The 14,498-nt window shown below is 36.3% G+C and carries 12 protein-coding genes; 7 read left to right on the top strand and 5 right to left on the bottom strand.

Annotated features, from left to right (window positions below; translation table 11 throughout):
• The first annotated feature begins 100 nt into the window (after positions 1-100).
• Complete coding sequence (gene ggt, locus I2F23_RS01815) at positions 101-1,822, top strand: gamma-glutamyltransferase (RefSeq protein WP_213014632.1); 1,722 nt, start codon at positions 101-103, stop codon at positions 1,820-1,822.
• A gap of 114 nt (positions 1,823-1,936) precedes the next feature.
• Here ggt and I2F23_RS01810 read toward each other — a convergent pair whose 3' ends face one another.
• From I2F23_RS01810 to lpxO, 4 genes are all read right to left on the bottom strand, one after another.
• Positions 1,937-2,545 (bottom strand): alpha-ketoglutarate-dependent dioxygenase AlkB family protein, encoded by a 609-nt coding sequence (locus tag I2F23_RS01810; protein WP_195770886.1) that lies wholly within the window; start codon positions 2,543-2,545, stop codon positions 1,937-1,939.
• Positions 2,546-2,595: 50 nt separating this feature from the next.
• The gene (gene pgsA / locus I2F23_RS01805; protein ID WP_195770885.1) at positions 2,596-3,186 is read right to left on the bottom strand and encodes a CDP-diacylglycerol--glycerol-3-phosphate 3-phosphatidyltransferase; all 591 of its coding nucleotides are present in this window, start codon (positions 3,184-3,186) and stop codon (positions 2,596-2,598) included.
• 155 nt (positions 3,187-3,341) lie between these two features.
• Complete coding sequence (gene uvrC, locus I2F23_RS01800; protein WP_195770884.1) at positions 3,342-5,141, bottom strand: excinuclease ABC subunit UvrC; 1,800 nt, start codon at positions 5,139-5,141, stop codon at positions 3,342-3,344.
• A 154-nt stretch (positions 5,142-5,295) separates the two neighbouring features.
• Positions 5,296-6,216: a lipid A hydroxylase LpxO gene (lpxO, locus tag I2F23_RS01795; RefSeq protein ID WP_195770883.1), complete on the bottom strand. Its 921-nt coding sequence runs from the start codon at positions 6,214-6,216 to the stop codon at positions 5,296-5,298.
• A gap of 293 nt (positions 6,217-6,509) precedes the next feature.
• Between lpxO and I2F23_RS01790 the strand changes: the two genes are divergently transcribed.
• The 6 genes from I2F23_RS01790 (at position 6,510) to I2F23_RS01765 (ending at position 12,353) form a co-directional block, all read left to right on the top strand.
• Positions 6,510-8,651, top strand: coding sequence for a 3-hydroxyacyl-CoA dehydrogenase NAD-binding domain-containing protein (locus tag I2F23_RS01790; protein ID WP_195770882.1), 2,142 nt, complete (start codon positions 6,510-6,512; stop codon positions 8,649-8,651).
• Positions 8,651-9,760 (top strand): acetyl-CoA C-acyltransferase, encoded by a 1,110-nt coding sequence (locus I2F23_RS01785; protein WP_195770881.1) that lies wholly within the window; start codon positions 8,651-8,653, stop codon positions 9,758-9,760. The genes I2F23_RS01790 and I2F23_RS01785 overlap by 1 nt, the downstream gene beginning before the upstream one ends.
• Before the next feature lie 122 nt (positions 9,761-9,882).
• The gene (locus tag I2F23_RS01780; RefSeq protein ID WP_195770880.1) at positions 9,883-10,584 is read left to right on the top strand and encodes a DsbA family oxidoreductase; all 702 of its coding nucleotides are present in this window, start codon (positions 9,883-9,885) and stop codon (positions 10,582-10,584) included.
• A 114-nt stretch (positions 10,585-10,698) separates the two neighbouring features.
• Positions 10,699-10,893, top strand: coding sequence for a hypothetical protein (locus tag I2F23_RS01775; protein WP_195770879.1), 195 nt, complete (start codon positions 10,699-10,701; stop codon positions 10,891-10,893).
• Positions 10,890-11,354, top strand: a complete 465-nt coding sequence (locus I2F23_RS01770; RefSeq protein ID WP_195770878.1) for a hypothetical protein — start codon at positions 10,890-10,892, stop codon at positions 11,352-11,354. Before I2F23_RS01775 ends, I2F23_RS01770 begins: the two co-directional genes overlap by 4 nt.
• A gap of 51 nt (positions 11,355-11,405) precedes the next feature.
• Positions 11,406-12,353, top strand: coding sequence for a hypothetical protein (locus I2F23_RS01765; protein ID WP_195770877.1), 948 nt, complete (start codon positions 11,406-11,408; stop codon positions 12,351-12,353).
• A 50-nt stretch (positions 12,354-12,403) separates the two neighbouring features.
• Here the strand turns inward: I2F23_RS01765 and htpG are convergent, their stop codons facing one another.
• Positions 12,404-14,326, bottom strand: a complete 1,923-nt coding sequence (gene htpG, locus I2F23_RS01760) for a molecular chaperone HtpG (protein ID WP_195770876.1) — start codon at positions 14,324-14,326, stop codon at positions 12,404-12,406.
• Between the last annotated feature and the right edge of the window lie 172 nt (positions 14,327-14,498).

The following is a 14,498-nucleotide window of genomic DNA, read 5'->3' as shown; positions in this document are numbered from 1 at the left end:
AGGTGAATGTTAATTTACCTCCACTTATATAAATGTACTCCAATCGTGGTACGTTTCTTGCTTATCTAAAAGTGAAATAATAAGCAAGAGTCGTAAAGATATGAGTAGCCAAATTCATTCAACACAGCAAGAAAATAATAAAATGGATGATTCCATATCTGGAAAATATTGCGCGACAGCATCTGCAAGTCAAAATCCTATTTTAACCAATGTGGCTGTGACTACACCACATTATCTCGCGACACAAGCCGCCATTGAAATACTACAACAAGGTGGAAATGCGATTGATGCTGCAATTGCCGCATCCGCTACACTTGCTGTTGTTTATCCACACATGAACTCCATTGGTGGGGATAACTTTTGGCTGATTTACAATGCTAAAAATAAAACAGTCAATGCAATTAATGCCAGTGGTCGTTCAGGTGAAAAGGCAACTATTGATTTTTATAAATCTAGAGGATTTGATAAAATACCAAGTCGAGGATATTTAGCAGCCAATACCGTTCCAGGTGTAGTTTCTGGTTGGGATTTAGCCCATCATTATGCAAAAGAACAATTTTCTAATACGGGTTTAGATTGGAAAAACCTCTTTCAAAAGCCTATCTTATATGCCGAAAAAGGCTGTGCAGTTACCCCCTCTTTTGCCAAATGGCTAACCATTAATACATCATCTCATGATCTGTCAGCACGCTATTTACAGCGCTTTAATAGCTTTAAAAGGACTTACATCAAACCAAATGGTGACTGTTACCAAATCGGTGAAGTATTTAAACAGCCAGATTTAGCTAAAACACTTCAAACCATTGCCAATGAAGGTGCACAGGCTTTTTATAGTGGTAGTATTGCCCAAAAGATTATTGCCGACTTATCTGAAAATGACGGTGTACTCACACTCAATGATTTTAAAGCACATGAAGCCAATTGGGTCGATCCCATTTCGGTTCCTTATCGGCAATACACTGCTTATAATTTACCACCCAACACCCAAGGAATGACTTCTTTAGAGGTATTAAACATACTCAATCAGTTTAATCTAAAAGACATCCCTGAAGGTTCAGCCGATTATTATCATTTAATTGTTGAAGCCACCAAAGAAGCATTTATTGATCGAGATTTATATTTAACAGATCCTGAATTTTCAGATATCCCTGTAGAAAAACTACTCTCCGAAAGCCATGGACAAAAGCAAGCTAAACGTATTTGCATGGATACTTCTGCCAAAAATCAATCTGCTTTAGACCCGCATGGAGATACGATTTGGTTAGGTATTGTCGATGAAGATGGCAATAGTGTATCTCTTATACAAAGCATTTATCATGATTTTGGTTCTGCAATTGTGCCAGAAGGAACTGGGGTCTTACTTCAAAATAGAGGTAGCTTCTTTTCTTTAGATCAAGCACATATTAATTGTTTACACCCTAAAAAACGCACATTCCATACCTTAAATGCAGCAATGCTATTAGATGAACACCATAGACCGACACTGGTTTACGGTACTATGGGAGGCGAAGGCCAACCCCAAACACAAGCTGCAATTGCAACACGTGTTGTTGACTATCATATGACTGTACAAGAAGCAGTTGCTGCTCCCCGTTGGTTATATGGGCGGACATGGGGAATGGCTTCAAATAACTTAAAACTAGAAAATCGAATTTCTGCCGAAATTATTCAGACACTTGAAAAACGTGGCCATCTTACAGAAATCGTAGAAGGTTATACCGACTTAATGGGTCACACAGGTGCAATTTCAGTTAATTATGAATTAGGCACCTTAAGTGCAGCAACTGACCCAAGAAGTGATGGACTTGCAAGTGGGTATTAGTAGATTTGTATTGACAAAGAGATGTATGTTTAATCATCTCTTTGTTTAAGGAAATAAATCTTTCAGACCACTTTATCAAGGTTAAAATAAAAATCTTGGCTCACCTTTAAAACCTTAATATTGAAAATTTCTGAAGGTCAAATTAATTCGTGGCGATAAGATACTGTTCATTTTAGGTAATGAATGCAACCAAAATTGTTGTGTCTTTCCTTTCATAACAATGAGCTGCCCTGAATATAAGTTGATATCGACATATTCACCCGTAAATCTATGTTTAAATTTAAATCTACGAGTTACACCAAAACTTAAAGATGCAATGATAGGATGACTTCCTAGAAACCGATCTGCATCACTATGCCAACCCATCCCTTGACTTCCATCCATATACAAATTGGCCAAACAAGAGTTAAATGGCGTATTTAATACGGTTTCAACTCTTTGTTTTACCCTTAAAAGAAATGAGTCCCATACTTCTGCACTGTGTTTAAAACCAGAATAGATATAGTCGGCCGTTTGGTCTGCGTACCATGCATATTTTCTTCCAGTTACATAGTGCTTTCCATGGATATACGCCTGATCATTCTTCCAATTTAAGTGTTTTAAAAGATAATCAAAACTTTTATTTGACTCTATAGGTGTGCAAATAAGACCATAATCCTCTACATGACCATCGTAAGGTAAAAGGTTTTGGCATGGTTCAGGCATAAATAAGTCTAAATTCATATTACCTCATACTCATAAAAAAGCCTCTATAACAGAGGCTTTTTCAAATATTATGGTTGTTTTAGAAATGGCCATGCTGCCCTTAAATAAATCACCATAGACCATAGGGTTAGAATAACTGCTGTATACAATAATAAATATGCCAAAATGTCTAAGGGTTGCCAATTCAACAAAAAGACACTAATCGCAATCATTTGAAATGCAGTTTTGTATTTACCCACTGTAGATACCGCAACATTTGTTCTTGCACCAAGTTCCGCCATCCACTCTCGTAAAGCAGATACCGTAATTTCACGAGAAATAATTACTATCGCTGCAAAAGCCATCGTAATAGATGGCCTCCACTGAACCAGTACAACCAATGCAGCAGCAACCATTAATTTATCCGCAACTGGATCTAAAAATCGTCCAAATGCCGATGTCTGATTCAGTACTCTGGCCAAATAGCCATCGAACCAATCTGTCACCGCTGCAAGAAGAAATATAGAAGTTAATAACGTATGACGAAATAATATTGTTTCATTTACACCACTTACACCAACCACAGGTGGCCAATATGCAATCACCAAGAAGACAGGGATTAATACAATCCTTGCAATCGTCAAGATATTTGGAATATTCAGGATCCGCCCTGTGCTCATATACACCCGCCAATTTACTCTAGCTGATTATGCTCAACATACGTCGTGTCAAAGACATTATTATTTTACTGAAACATCTTGTCACTTTATACGAATTGACGTTTTATGTCGACTAGAAGCGTAATAAACTTTTCTCAACTCAAAGAAACCTCGAATTATTCATGCAATACCTTATAAATCGTACGTGCCATCGACGCACCAATACCTAAAACCCCCGTCAATTCCTTTTCAGATGCCCTTAAAACACCTTGAATTCCTCCAAAATGCGTCAGTAAGTCACGTCTTCGTTTAGGCCCAAGCCCTGGAATAACTTCTAATACTGAACCTGCACGGCGCTTATCTCGTTTTGCACGATGTTTTGTAATAGCAAAACGATGTGCTTCATCACGTACTTGTTGAATAAGATGTAACGCTTTGTGATCCTCTGGCAACTGTATTTTTTCACCATTTGTGAAATGTAATGTTTCTAGTCCTGGTTTTCTTCCCTCCCCTTTAGAAACACCCACCATAAAAGGATCAAGATTTAAATCTTTCATCACTTGCATTGCCATATGCAACTGCCCCTTACCTCCATCAATCAATAGTAAGTCAGGAAGTAATGCTTTTTTATAACGTCGTGTTAGTGCTTGTCGCATTGCAGCATAATCATCTCCGGCCTGAATATCTTCAATAGAAAATTGGCGATAATCTCGCTTTCTCATTCCACCTTGATCGAATACCACACACGATGCAATGGTTGCTTCGCCCATAGTATGACTAATGTCAAAACACTCAATACGATCTACTTTTTTATTTAAAACTTGTTCTAACTGATGAAAGCGTTCATTCAATTCTAAATGATGATTTAATTGCCCTTTAATTGCATGCTGAACATTCATTTGTACCAACTCTAGCCATTCAGCTCGAGTTTCCCTCACACTATGTTTAATCGTGACTTTCTTCTTAAATGCTTCATAAAATGCTTCTTCAAGTTGTGTTTGGTCTGTCAATTTTTGATTAACAATCAATTCTTGAGGAATTTCATCTACAACCTGAAAATAAAAATTAGCAATAAAATCGCTCAGCATTTGCCCTAAATTACTTCCCATCATATCTGGAAAATAACTTTTTCCTCCGAGCATTTGACCATTACGCACATGCATGACTTGAACACAAGTTACACCCGCCATATAAGCAATTGCTAAAATGTCTGCCTCACCCTTAAACGTATACACCGCTTGCTGTGCAGCCACTTCACGAAGTAAGCCTAAACGATCTCTATAAAATACTGCTTTTTCAAATTCTAATTGTTCAGCAGCCATTTCCATTTTTTGAATCAATTCATGATTCAATGCTTTAGTATCACCCTGTAAAAATTGAATAGAGTTTTTAACATCTTGTGCATAACTTTCAGGTGAAATCAGTCCTACGCAAGGCGCTGTACAACGCTTAATTTGATATTGTAGACATGGTCTTTTTCGCTGTGAAAAAAAGCTATTTTCACACTGCCTAACATTAAATAACTTTTGAAGTGTCAACAACATATCTCGTGCACTTTGTGCACTCGGATAAGGCCCAAAAAACTTACCTGTTTGATGATTTCCTTTGCCACGACCACTTGCAATTCTAGGGTATGGCCGATCTGCAGAAACATAAATATAGATATAAGACTTATCATCCCTAAGCATAATATTGTAAGGAGGACGATGCTCTTTAATGAGATTTTGCTCAAGCAATAAAGCTTCAGTTTCAGAACGAACAATTAACGTTTCTATATCATAAATACGTGCGACCAATGCTTGTGTTTTTGGATGCTCAATCGTTTTAACAAAATAACTCGAAACTCGATTTTTTAATTTTTTTGCTTTTCCAACATATAAAAGCTCACCATTTTTTCCTAGCATTTTGTACACACCAGGTAGCTGTGTCATATGAAGAAGAACTTTTTCTATATGTGGACGAGCATTCGGATTCACAGTATTCCTTTTTCAATCAATTGAATTACATAACATAAGCTATGTATTGGACATCGTAGATAAAGTTTCAAGTCTCAGATACATCAAAACAATAAAAATGCACCCAATAGACCAGATTAAAATCCAATCTTTTTAGATGCACTTTTAAGCTACATTATGATTTAAAAATATAAGGACGAATAAAAATAAGGAAGAAAATGCCCAACATTAATGTCCATTTTAAAATGTAATATAGTGTTTTATTGGCTTTTTTAAGTGCTTTCGCTTGTATACGAATTTGATATACATAACCAAAAGCTTTATTTAGTCCTCCAGTTTGGTCACCTGCCTCATTCGGTGAGCTTGCGGCGGTCATGACTTTCTTTCCAAACCAGTGGTTAAATTTTTCCATCCATTTTGTTTTGAGGGGACGTTCTACATCACAAAATAAAATAATACGATTTTGAGCAGTGGTATTTTCAGCATAGTGTATATAGGTTTCATCAAATACAACACTTTCACCGTTACGCCAAGAATAACGCTCACCATCAACATCAATAAAACAACGATCATCATTCGGTGTTAATAATCCCAAATGATAGCGCAATGAACCTGCATAAGGATCTCGATGACGCACCAAGCGACTATCTGGTGCAAGCTCTGTAAACATCGCAGCTTTAATACTAGGAAGGGTTTTAAGTAAGGCTGTTGTTTTTGGACAAAGTTCAGATGCAGATGGATGGCTAGATTCATACCATTTTAAATAAAACCGTTTCCATCCTGTTTTAAAAAATGAGTTAAAGCCAAGATCATTATATGTACTTGATGCTTTAATGCCTCCTCGATCATATAAAGCTTTTGCTTCATCACGAATCATTTCCCAATTGTCATCGAGTACTTTTAAATCTTTAAAATATTGAGTTTCTATATAAGGCTGATTAGGCACTTTAGAAAAGCAATACATTAAAAAATTAACTGGTGCGAGTAGTGTTGAATGATCAAAAAATTGACGATAAAACGAATGACGTACCTTACCCCGATACTGTATATACAGTGCAGATATCACAAATATCGCTAAAATAATCCATTTAGTCATAGAGCAATCACTTTTATTCTAAATATAAAAAATCACGTTAACTTTCAAGAATTCTCATTATATGAAAATCAATTAAAAAATACCTATAATTTTTCTAAAAATCCGTTAATTCCGACACTTTTTTTATTAATAATGCATCCATATCACATATCGCTACTTAGCGAAAATAGAATAATACAGCAGACTTTATATAGTTATCGTAATATTCAGCAATAAGTTGATGTGCATCCATACAAATATATGCAAAATAGCAATACGTTTAATATTGGCAAAAAAATAAAGGAGATCAGCGCATGATCCATGCTGGCAATGCCATTACCGTTCGTATGTTGCAAAGCGGTATTGCAGAGTTACATTTTCATTCACACGAGTATTCAGTGAATAAGTTTGATCATGCCATCTTAGAAGAGTTCGAAACGGCGTTAGAGTGCATTGAAACTCAGCAAGATATTCAAGGTTTAATTCTTACCTTTACAAAAGATCATTGTTCTTTAGAAAATGAAATTCAAATTTATCAGCAATATACACAAGAAAATACAGACGAACTACATACACATTTAACTGAAATTCAAGATCTCACAAACCATATTGAAGACTTGCCTTTTCCTACTGTGGCAGTAATTCAGCATCATGTCACTGGCAGTGACTTCGCCATTACATTAGCATGTGATTATCGAGTTAGTGCTGAGCATTTGAAAATTGGGTTATTAACAACAACATTGGGAACACTTCCTACATTTAGCACATTTGTTCGCTTACCACGCCTTATAAGTATTGAATCGGCAATTAATTGGCTCACCGCTACAACAGATCGGGATACAAATTCAGCTTTTAAAGATGGACTCATTGATAACCTTGTTCATGAAGATCAGGTTATTGCCAGTGCCTTAGACATTTTACAACATGCAATACATGGGCATTTTAATTGGAAAAAACAAAGAGAGAGAAAACTAAACCCTCTTGAAATGACAGAAATAGAAAAGTTTGTTTCTTTTTATACGGCAAAACATGTTATCTCTACACAAAAAGATTTAACACATAATCTCATTCTCAAACTCCAAATCAAATCACTTGAAGAAACTGTAAATCTAGCACGTAATGAAGCACTTAAAATTGAACTGGATTACTTCAAAGAAATTCTTTCACTCACACAAATGCAAGCCCTTCTTAGTGCTGTAGAAAACCAAAGTTTTTACAATCAGCAGTTTATAAAATATGAAGAAAAAACAACCCCCATTTTAAATACAGCAATTTTAGGTACAAACTTACAAGCGAGCGAGCTAGCCATTCGCAGCGCAATACAAACACAGGCTGTTTTAATTAAAGTAAATGATGCTGAGCAGGCCAATCAAGTCATGCAAAACATTCGTACTACACTTGAGAATATGCATATTTCGCCACAGAAAACAGGCGAGCTTTTATGCCGTATTCGTCCAACATATACTCACGATATGATTTCAAAGGTAGATTTTGTTATAGAATGTTTGGCTCAACATCCAAAATCGAAAGTACAAGCAATTAAGGAAATCGAAAGTCAAATTGTTACTCGAGATACCATTATTGCTTCAGATATTTCAGCGATCTCTATTACACAAATTGCAAAAACACTTCAACGACCAAGTCAGTTTATTGGCCTACATTTTCTAGATGAAATTAGTTGTAATCATTTGGTTGAAGTTGTCTACGGTGAAGAAACAGCGCAAGAAACCATAGCCACTTGCATGACATTTACCAAGTCATTGAATAAAACCCCTATTCTGGTGAAAGATAATGCAGGCTTCTTTATTCACAGAGTTTTACTTCCTTATCTCAATGCGTTTGAAACACTCGTTACCCTAGGCATAGATTTTCAACAAATCGACCAAATAATGGAAAAATCTGGTTGGAAATATGGCCCTGCAACACTCCTCGATAAAATAGGAATACCAGCTTTTTTAGATATAGCAAAGCTCCTTGCTGAAAGCTACCCTGAGCGTATGCACTACGAGGCTGACACAAGTATCGTTTCTTTATTACATGCTGCTGAACGTTTAGGTCGCCAAAATCATAAAGGGTTCTACCAATATAAAAATAATGCACAAATAAGAGATGGTGCAGTGTATGAAATATTAGAATCTGCTATAGCAGACGAACGTGAAAATTTAGATACACATACAATTATTGACCGTTTAATGATCCCATTATGCAATGAAAGCATACGCTGTTTGGAAGAAAATATTATTTCCACGGCATATGAAGTTGACCTCACACTTACAAGTATTGGCTTTCCGCTAAATAAAGGTGGCCCTTGTCGTTATATTCAGCAACTTGGAATCAAAGAATATATTGCTTTATGTAATACCTACTCAGATTTAGGCGAAAATTATAAAGCACCCAAACTATTACAAGAACTGGTCAAAAGTGGTCAGTCTTTATTTGATGTAGGAGTAAAATAATGGCACAACCTCATCCACGTGACATTGTTATTGTCGATGCAATTCGAACACCTATGGCAAATGTAGAGAGTGGTTTTTTTAAACATACGCATGCGAGCCAGCTTTCTGCATGTCTTGTGAGACATCTTATTGAAAGAAATAATTTTGATATTCATGATATTGAAGATGTAATTTGGGGCTCAGTTTATTCAAAGAATAAAAATATTGGTGGTGAAATTAGAAGTTTAGCAAACCTTGCTAAAACAACTGGTGGTCAAACCATTAATCGCTTAGATGGTTCATCTATACAAGCATTGCATACTGCTGCCGCACAAATTGCGATGCACCAAGGAAATATTTTTATTGTGGGTGGTACTGAAGATCAAAGCTATACCACAACACAACACAATGGATTAAGTGCTGAAATTTTTGCACGTATGAATGGCATTACCCGTGAGCAACAAGATATTTTCACCCTGCAATCGCATCAACGTGCTTGGCAAGCGACACAAAATGGGATGTTTGAAAAAGAAATTATGACGACCATCGGGTACAAGAAAAATGGATTTAAAACACCATTTAAACACGATGAAGTCATTCAACCACATCTTACTCTTTCTGACTTACAAAGATACGCACCTACTTTTGACACTGCTCAGGGCATCATTACCGATGCCACGATTGCACAAGCAGCAACCGGTGCTTCTTCACTTTTACTTATGTCTTATGAGTATGCAAAATTATCTAATTTAAAACCTCGAGCTGTCGTACGCTCAATGGCTATTGCAGGGTGTGATCAAGCAATGGTGGGATATGGCGCTGTTCCTGCTACACAAAAAGCCCTCAAACGTGCAGGGCTTTCTATGAAAAATATTCAAGCCATCGAAATTCATGAGTCTTCCGCTGCTGAAACATTGGCTATACTTAAAAATTTAGATCTTTTCGATCAACAAGATAAAGTCAATATCCATGGGGGAGCCTTGGCGCTTGGACATGCAAAAGGTAACTCTGGCACACGTATGATCACCACCCTACTTCACACGATGGAGCAAAAGAAAATTCAGTTTGGACTCGCCACTTTATCTATTGGTGACGGTCAAGGAATTGCAACAATTATCGAGCGTGTTTAGCTTAAAGTGCCATCCATATCTGAGATGGCACGTAAATTAATAGTCTGTTCGTTGAAATCCACTTGCCTTTTTTATAATGATCTCCATCATATTCCTTATCAGAATTAGTTATTGAGATACTTATGCGCGTAGACATTTGGTCAGATGTAGTTTGCCCTTTTTGCTATATCGGAAAAAAACGCCTAGAACGTGTTGCAAAAGAGATGGAACTAGATCTTGAAATTCATTGGCATAGTTTCCAACTCGATGCCAAATCGCCGAGTAGCTACAATGTGCCTACTACTGAATTAATTGCAAAAAAATACGGTCGTAGTATAGAAGAAATGGAACAAATGCAAACTCAAATTGCAGCAATGGCAGCGGAAGAAGGCATAGATTTCCAATGGAGAAAGACTAAAGCAGGCAATAGCTTTAATGCACATCGTGTAATACATCTTGCACAAAGTAAAGGTTTAGGTAATAAAGCAAAAGAAGCTTTCTTTTATGCGTATATGACGGAAGGCTTAGCAATTGGTGAACGAGAGACTGTAGAGGAAATTGCTTCACGTATTGGTTTAGACAATGGTGAAGTAGAAGACATGTTAAATTCAGATGAATTTGCTGAATTTGTAAAATATGACGAAGATTTAGCACGTGATCAATTAAAAGTCACAGGTGTACCATTTTTTGTATTTGACCAACGTGTTGCACTTGCAGGTGCTCAGCCAGCCCATGTTTTTAAAGAGGTGATTGAAAAAACACTTTCTTCTAAAGAGACAACAATAGACACATCATCTGAACAGAATAAAGCTCAGTGCAATGATGATCAATGTGATGTGAAATAAAATCCACAAATTAAACAATTCGTGACCATTTTCTCAAATTAATGGTTGCGAATGCTACTTAATTAATCAAAAAAAGACTATAATTACACTTTTAAAACAAACAAAGCATATCGTATGCAACAGGTCAATGCATTCTTACAGGAAAAAATTTCAACAGCTGAGCTAGATATAGATCAACTGATTAAATTAATTCAGCAACACTCAAGCCCTGACAGTGTCGAATATAAATTATTAGAACTTACATTAAACCAAGTTTTGGCTGAGTACTTAAGAAAAGCTGAATCTTGCATTTCAGGCATTCACTCATGAATTTATTGGAAAAAGCACGTTTAATTCAAGAAATACGTGATAATTTAAAACAAATTGAACACTCAGATACGCTTATTGAAAAAGCGAAGGCGACCTATCGCTTAAAAGAAATTATTCAAATATGTAGCCAACCAAATTTACTTCAAGCAAAAAAAAACACTACTGTTTTACCTGAGGAAAAAGACTCTATTTTAGACATTGTACAAACCTCTGAATATAAACAAAGTTATTGTGGTGCATACCATAATAAGCAAATGCTTTTAAGCCAATTGAATAAATGCAATGCTCCACAATGGGCAATTCTTTATCAAACCAATCAAACATTTTGGCAAATTTGGATTAATTTAGGTCCCCATCGCAGTATTATTTATTCTGACTGGTATCGTCAATTAAAAGACGCTTACACATGGCTTATCGAACAACAACAGTTTTTTCTACATTTAAAGAAAGACTTAAGTTAATATCGTTAGGCTTATTGTTCTCCCCTTTCCTTTAACTTTTGTATTTAGTCGATGATGTTTATCCAACGTCAAATTATCTATACTTGCTCTTGTATTGCTTTATGTACTTTACCTCAAGTGGCATATACGGCTATTTCCAAAAGCTGTTTACCCTCTCAAACCTCTCTAATTTTAAAACGTGTTCAACATCGATCTCTAACGGCACATAAAAAAAATAAGAAAAATACTTATAATAACATTCCTCTAGATGCTGCCCCTTTAGAGGATATTACTGCGGTAGAAGAACCTCCTTTAGATTTTGACCCGTACTCGCCAGCTTTTGCCGAGCAACTCTTAGAAGTATTTGGAAAAGATTCACTGTCATTACGCTTACAAAAAGATGAAAAGAAACATACTAAACAGCGGACGCTAGGTATACATAAAAGCAAGCATAAAACCACAAAGAAAGAAAAAGAAAAGCTTTGGGTAAGTGAGGTATTTGGCGAGCTTTCAAAAATGCTCCCGTTTGAAAATGGTATGGATATCGGATCTAACTCCACAACAGATGTGTATGTTCAAGTAAGCGCAGAAAAAAACTGGGACTTATTTTTAAACTGGAAGCTTGATGCCAGTCAAACTTTCCGTTACGGTGCTCAAAGTAGAAACTATTCTGAAACTGACTTTAATTTTACTCAAAAAAGCTCCGATACAGATCTCGCATCGAATCAATTTTCTATTGTAAAAAGCTACGCGGAAGAGTTTACATGGAGCGATAAACTCTTTATGCAAAAAGAATTTTTTGGTAAAAAAAGAATTACCTACGGGATTTATACCAGTGGCATCTATAACAAAGAAAAGAAAGATGTAGAACTACAAAGTTGGGGGCCCTATTTTGGTTGGCGTGTTCCTATTTGGAGAAACTGGATTTTTTTAGAGCATGACATTTCTTATTATCGCGATAGTACTGCAACAGATGGTTATTCATTTAGTTCAAACTTACAGTTTGAAGCCAGCTTCTAATTAAAAAGCTGAACGCTTCGTGAAACGTTCAGCTTAATAAACGAGTTAGATTATTTCATGAGTAGACTATTAATACGTTTTACGTATTCAGCAGGGTCCTCAGGTAAACCACCTTCTGCAATCACAGCCTGATCAAAGATTACATTTGCAAGATCGTCGAACTGTCCTGTTTGCTCCAATTTCTTCACCAATGGATGCTCAGGATTAATTTCTAATGTTGGTTTTACATCAGGTACAGCCTGTCCTGCTTGCTTTAACATACGCATAAGCTGAGGAGAAAGTTCTCCTTCGCTAGTCACTAAACATGCTGGAGAATCAACTAAGCGTGTCGTCACACGTACTTCTTTCGTTTTATCTTTCAGCGCATCACTGAGTTTTTCTACGATTGGTTTAAATTGAGCTTGTGCTTCTTCTAATGCTTTTTTCTCTTCAGCATCTTGTAAATCACCAAGATCTACCGCACCTTTAGCAATACTCTGCATTGGCATACCATCAAACTCATGCACAAAGTTCATTGCCCATTCATCTACACGGTCAGCCATTAGTAAAACTTCAATACCTTTTTTCTTGAAAAGTTCAAGCTGTGGTGAATTTTTTGCCGCTGTTAAGCTGTCTGCAGTCACATAATAAATAGACTTTTGGCCTTCCTTCATACGTGCTTTATAATCAGCCAATGATGTTGAAATTTCATCATTAGTCGACGTTGCAAAACGTAATAACTTTAAGATACGGTCACGATTTGAAAAATCTTCACCTAAACCTTCTTTAATGACTGAACCAAACTCAGCATAAAACTTTTTGAATTTCTCTTGGTCTTTTTCATCTTCAGATTTTGCTAAACCATCTAGCAATGTAAGTACACGACGCGCATTCCCTTCACGAATCAGTTTTACATCACGGCTTTCTTGCAACAACTCACGACTTACATTCAATGGTAAGTCTGCACTGTCTACCACACCTTGAACAAAACGTAAGTAGTTTGGAATTAAGTTATCAGCATCATCCATAATAAATACACGTTTTACATAAAGCTTAATACCTGCTTTTGCATCGCGTGTAAAAATGTCTTGTGAAGCTTTGCTCGGAATGTAAAGAAGTTGTGTATATTCAGTATTTCCCTCTACACGGTTATGAGACCAAGCCAAAGGCGCCTCATAATCATGTGTCAGATTTTTATAGAACTCAACATATTGCTCTTCTGTCACATCATTTTTATTGCGCGTCCATAATGCACTTGCAGAGTTAATCGCTTCCCATTCATCTGTTTTGACCATTTGACCGCCTTTAGGTTCTTCACCCTCAGCAGTTTCTTCCTCTTGCCAAACTTCTTTTTGCATTTGAATTGGAAGACTAATATGGTCTGAATATTTATTAATAATCTGCTTAACTTTATGGCTTTCTAAATACTGCAATGCATCATCACGCAAATGCAAAATAATGTCTGTACCACGAGACGTTTTTTCAATTTCTTGAACTTCAAAATCGCCTGTACCACCGCTAATCCAGCGAACTCCTTCATTTTCTTGGAGACCTGCACGACGTGATTCAACAACTATTTTATCTGCAACAATAAAACCTGAGTAGAAACCTACACCAAATTGACCAATTAACTGCGCATCAGATTTCTGATCGCCTGTTAATTTAGACATAAAATCTTTTGTCCCAGATTTAGCAATCGTACCTAAGTTATCAATCGCTTCTTGTTGGCTTAAACCAATTCCATTATCTGAAATGGTAATTGTTTTAGCATCTTTATCTAAAATAACACGTACATGAAGATCAGGATCATTTTCATAAAAATCGGGATGATTAATTCCCTCAAAACGGAGTTTGTCACATGCATCTGAAGCATTGGAAACCAACTCTCTTAGAAAGATTTCTGGATTCGAATATAAAGAATGCGTCACCAAATGCAACAGTTGAGCAACCTCTGCTTGGAAACTATAGTTTTGTGAATGACCTTCGCTACTCATGAATTACCTCTTCGTATTAATGGTACTTATTGTATGAATACCCTATGAATGGAGGAAGCATGAGTATTTTTCAAGATAATTTTTTAATTTTTTTAAACATCAATATCCTACTGTTCAGTTGACATAAAAAAACCTCACTCTAGAGGAGCGAGGTGCGCTTATTATTATAAGT

The sequence above is a fragment of the Acinetobacter pollinis genome (genome assembly GCF_015627175.1).
GTDB classification, from domain to species: domain Bacteria; phylum Pseudomonadota; class Gammaproteobacteria; order Pseudomonadales; family Moraxellaceae; genus Acinetobacter; species Acinetobacter pollinis.
Note: the sequence above shows the minus strand (reverse complement) of the source record. Positions and strands in the feature narration are given on the sequence as shown.

Excerpts from the sequence above, each read along its gene's own strand:
- ggt (WP_213014632.1), top strand. The coding sequence starts at position 101 with ATGAGTAGCCAAATTCATTCAACACAGCAAGAAAATAATAAAATGGAT.
- I2F23_RS01810 (WP_195770886.1), bottom strand. The coding sequence starts at position 2,545 with ATGAATTTAGACTTATTTATGCCTGAACCATGCCAAAACCTTTTACCT.
- pgsA (WP_195770885.1), bottom strand. The coding sequence starts at position 3,186 with ATGAGCACAGGGCGGATCCTGAATATTCCAAATATCTTGACGATTGCA.
- lpxO (WP_195770883.1), bottom strand. The coding sequence starts at position 6,216 with ATGACTAAATGGATTATTTTAGCGATATTTGTGATATCTGCACTGTAT.
- I2F23_RS01790 (WP_195770882.1), top strand. The coding sequence starts at position 6,510 with ATGATCCATGCTGGCAATGCCATTACCGTTCGTATGTTGCAAAGCGGT.
- I2F23_RS01785 (WP_195770881.1), top strand. The coding sequence starts at position 8,651 with ATGGCACAACCTCATCCACGTGACATTGTTATTGTCGATGCAATTCGA.
- I2F23_RS01780 (WP_195770880.1), top strand. The coding sequence starts at position 9,883 with ATGCGCGTAGACATTTGGTCAGATGTAGTTTGCCCTTTTTGCTATATC.
- I2F23_RS01775 (WP_195770879.1), top strand. The coding sequence starts at position 10,699 with ATGCAACAGGTCAATGCATTCTTACAGGAAAAAATTTCAACAGCTGAG.
- I2F23_RS01770 (WP_195770878.1), top strand. The coding sequence starts at position 10,890 with ATGAATTTATTGGAAAAAGCACGTTTAATTCAAGAAATACGTGATAAT.
- I2F23_RS01765 (WP_195770877.1), top strand. The coding sequence starts at position 11,406 with ATGATGTTTATCCAACGTCAAATTATCTATACTTGCTCTTGTATTGCT.
- htpG (WP_195770876.1), bottom strand. The coding sequence starts at position 14,326 with ATGAGTAGCGAAGGTCATTCACAAAACTATAGTTTCCAAGCAGAGGTT.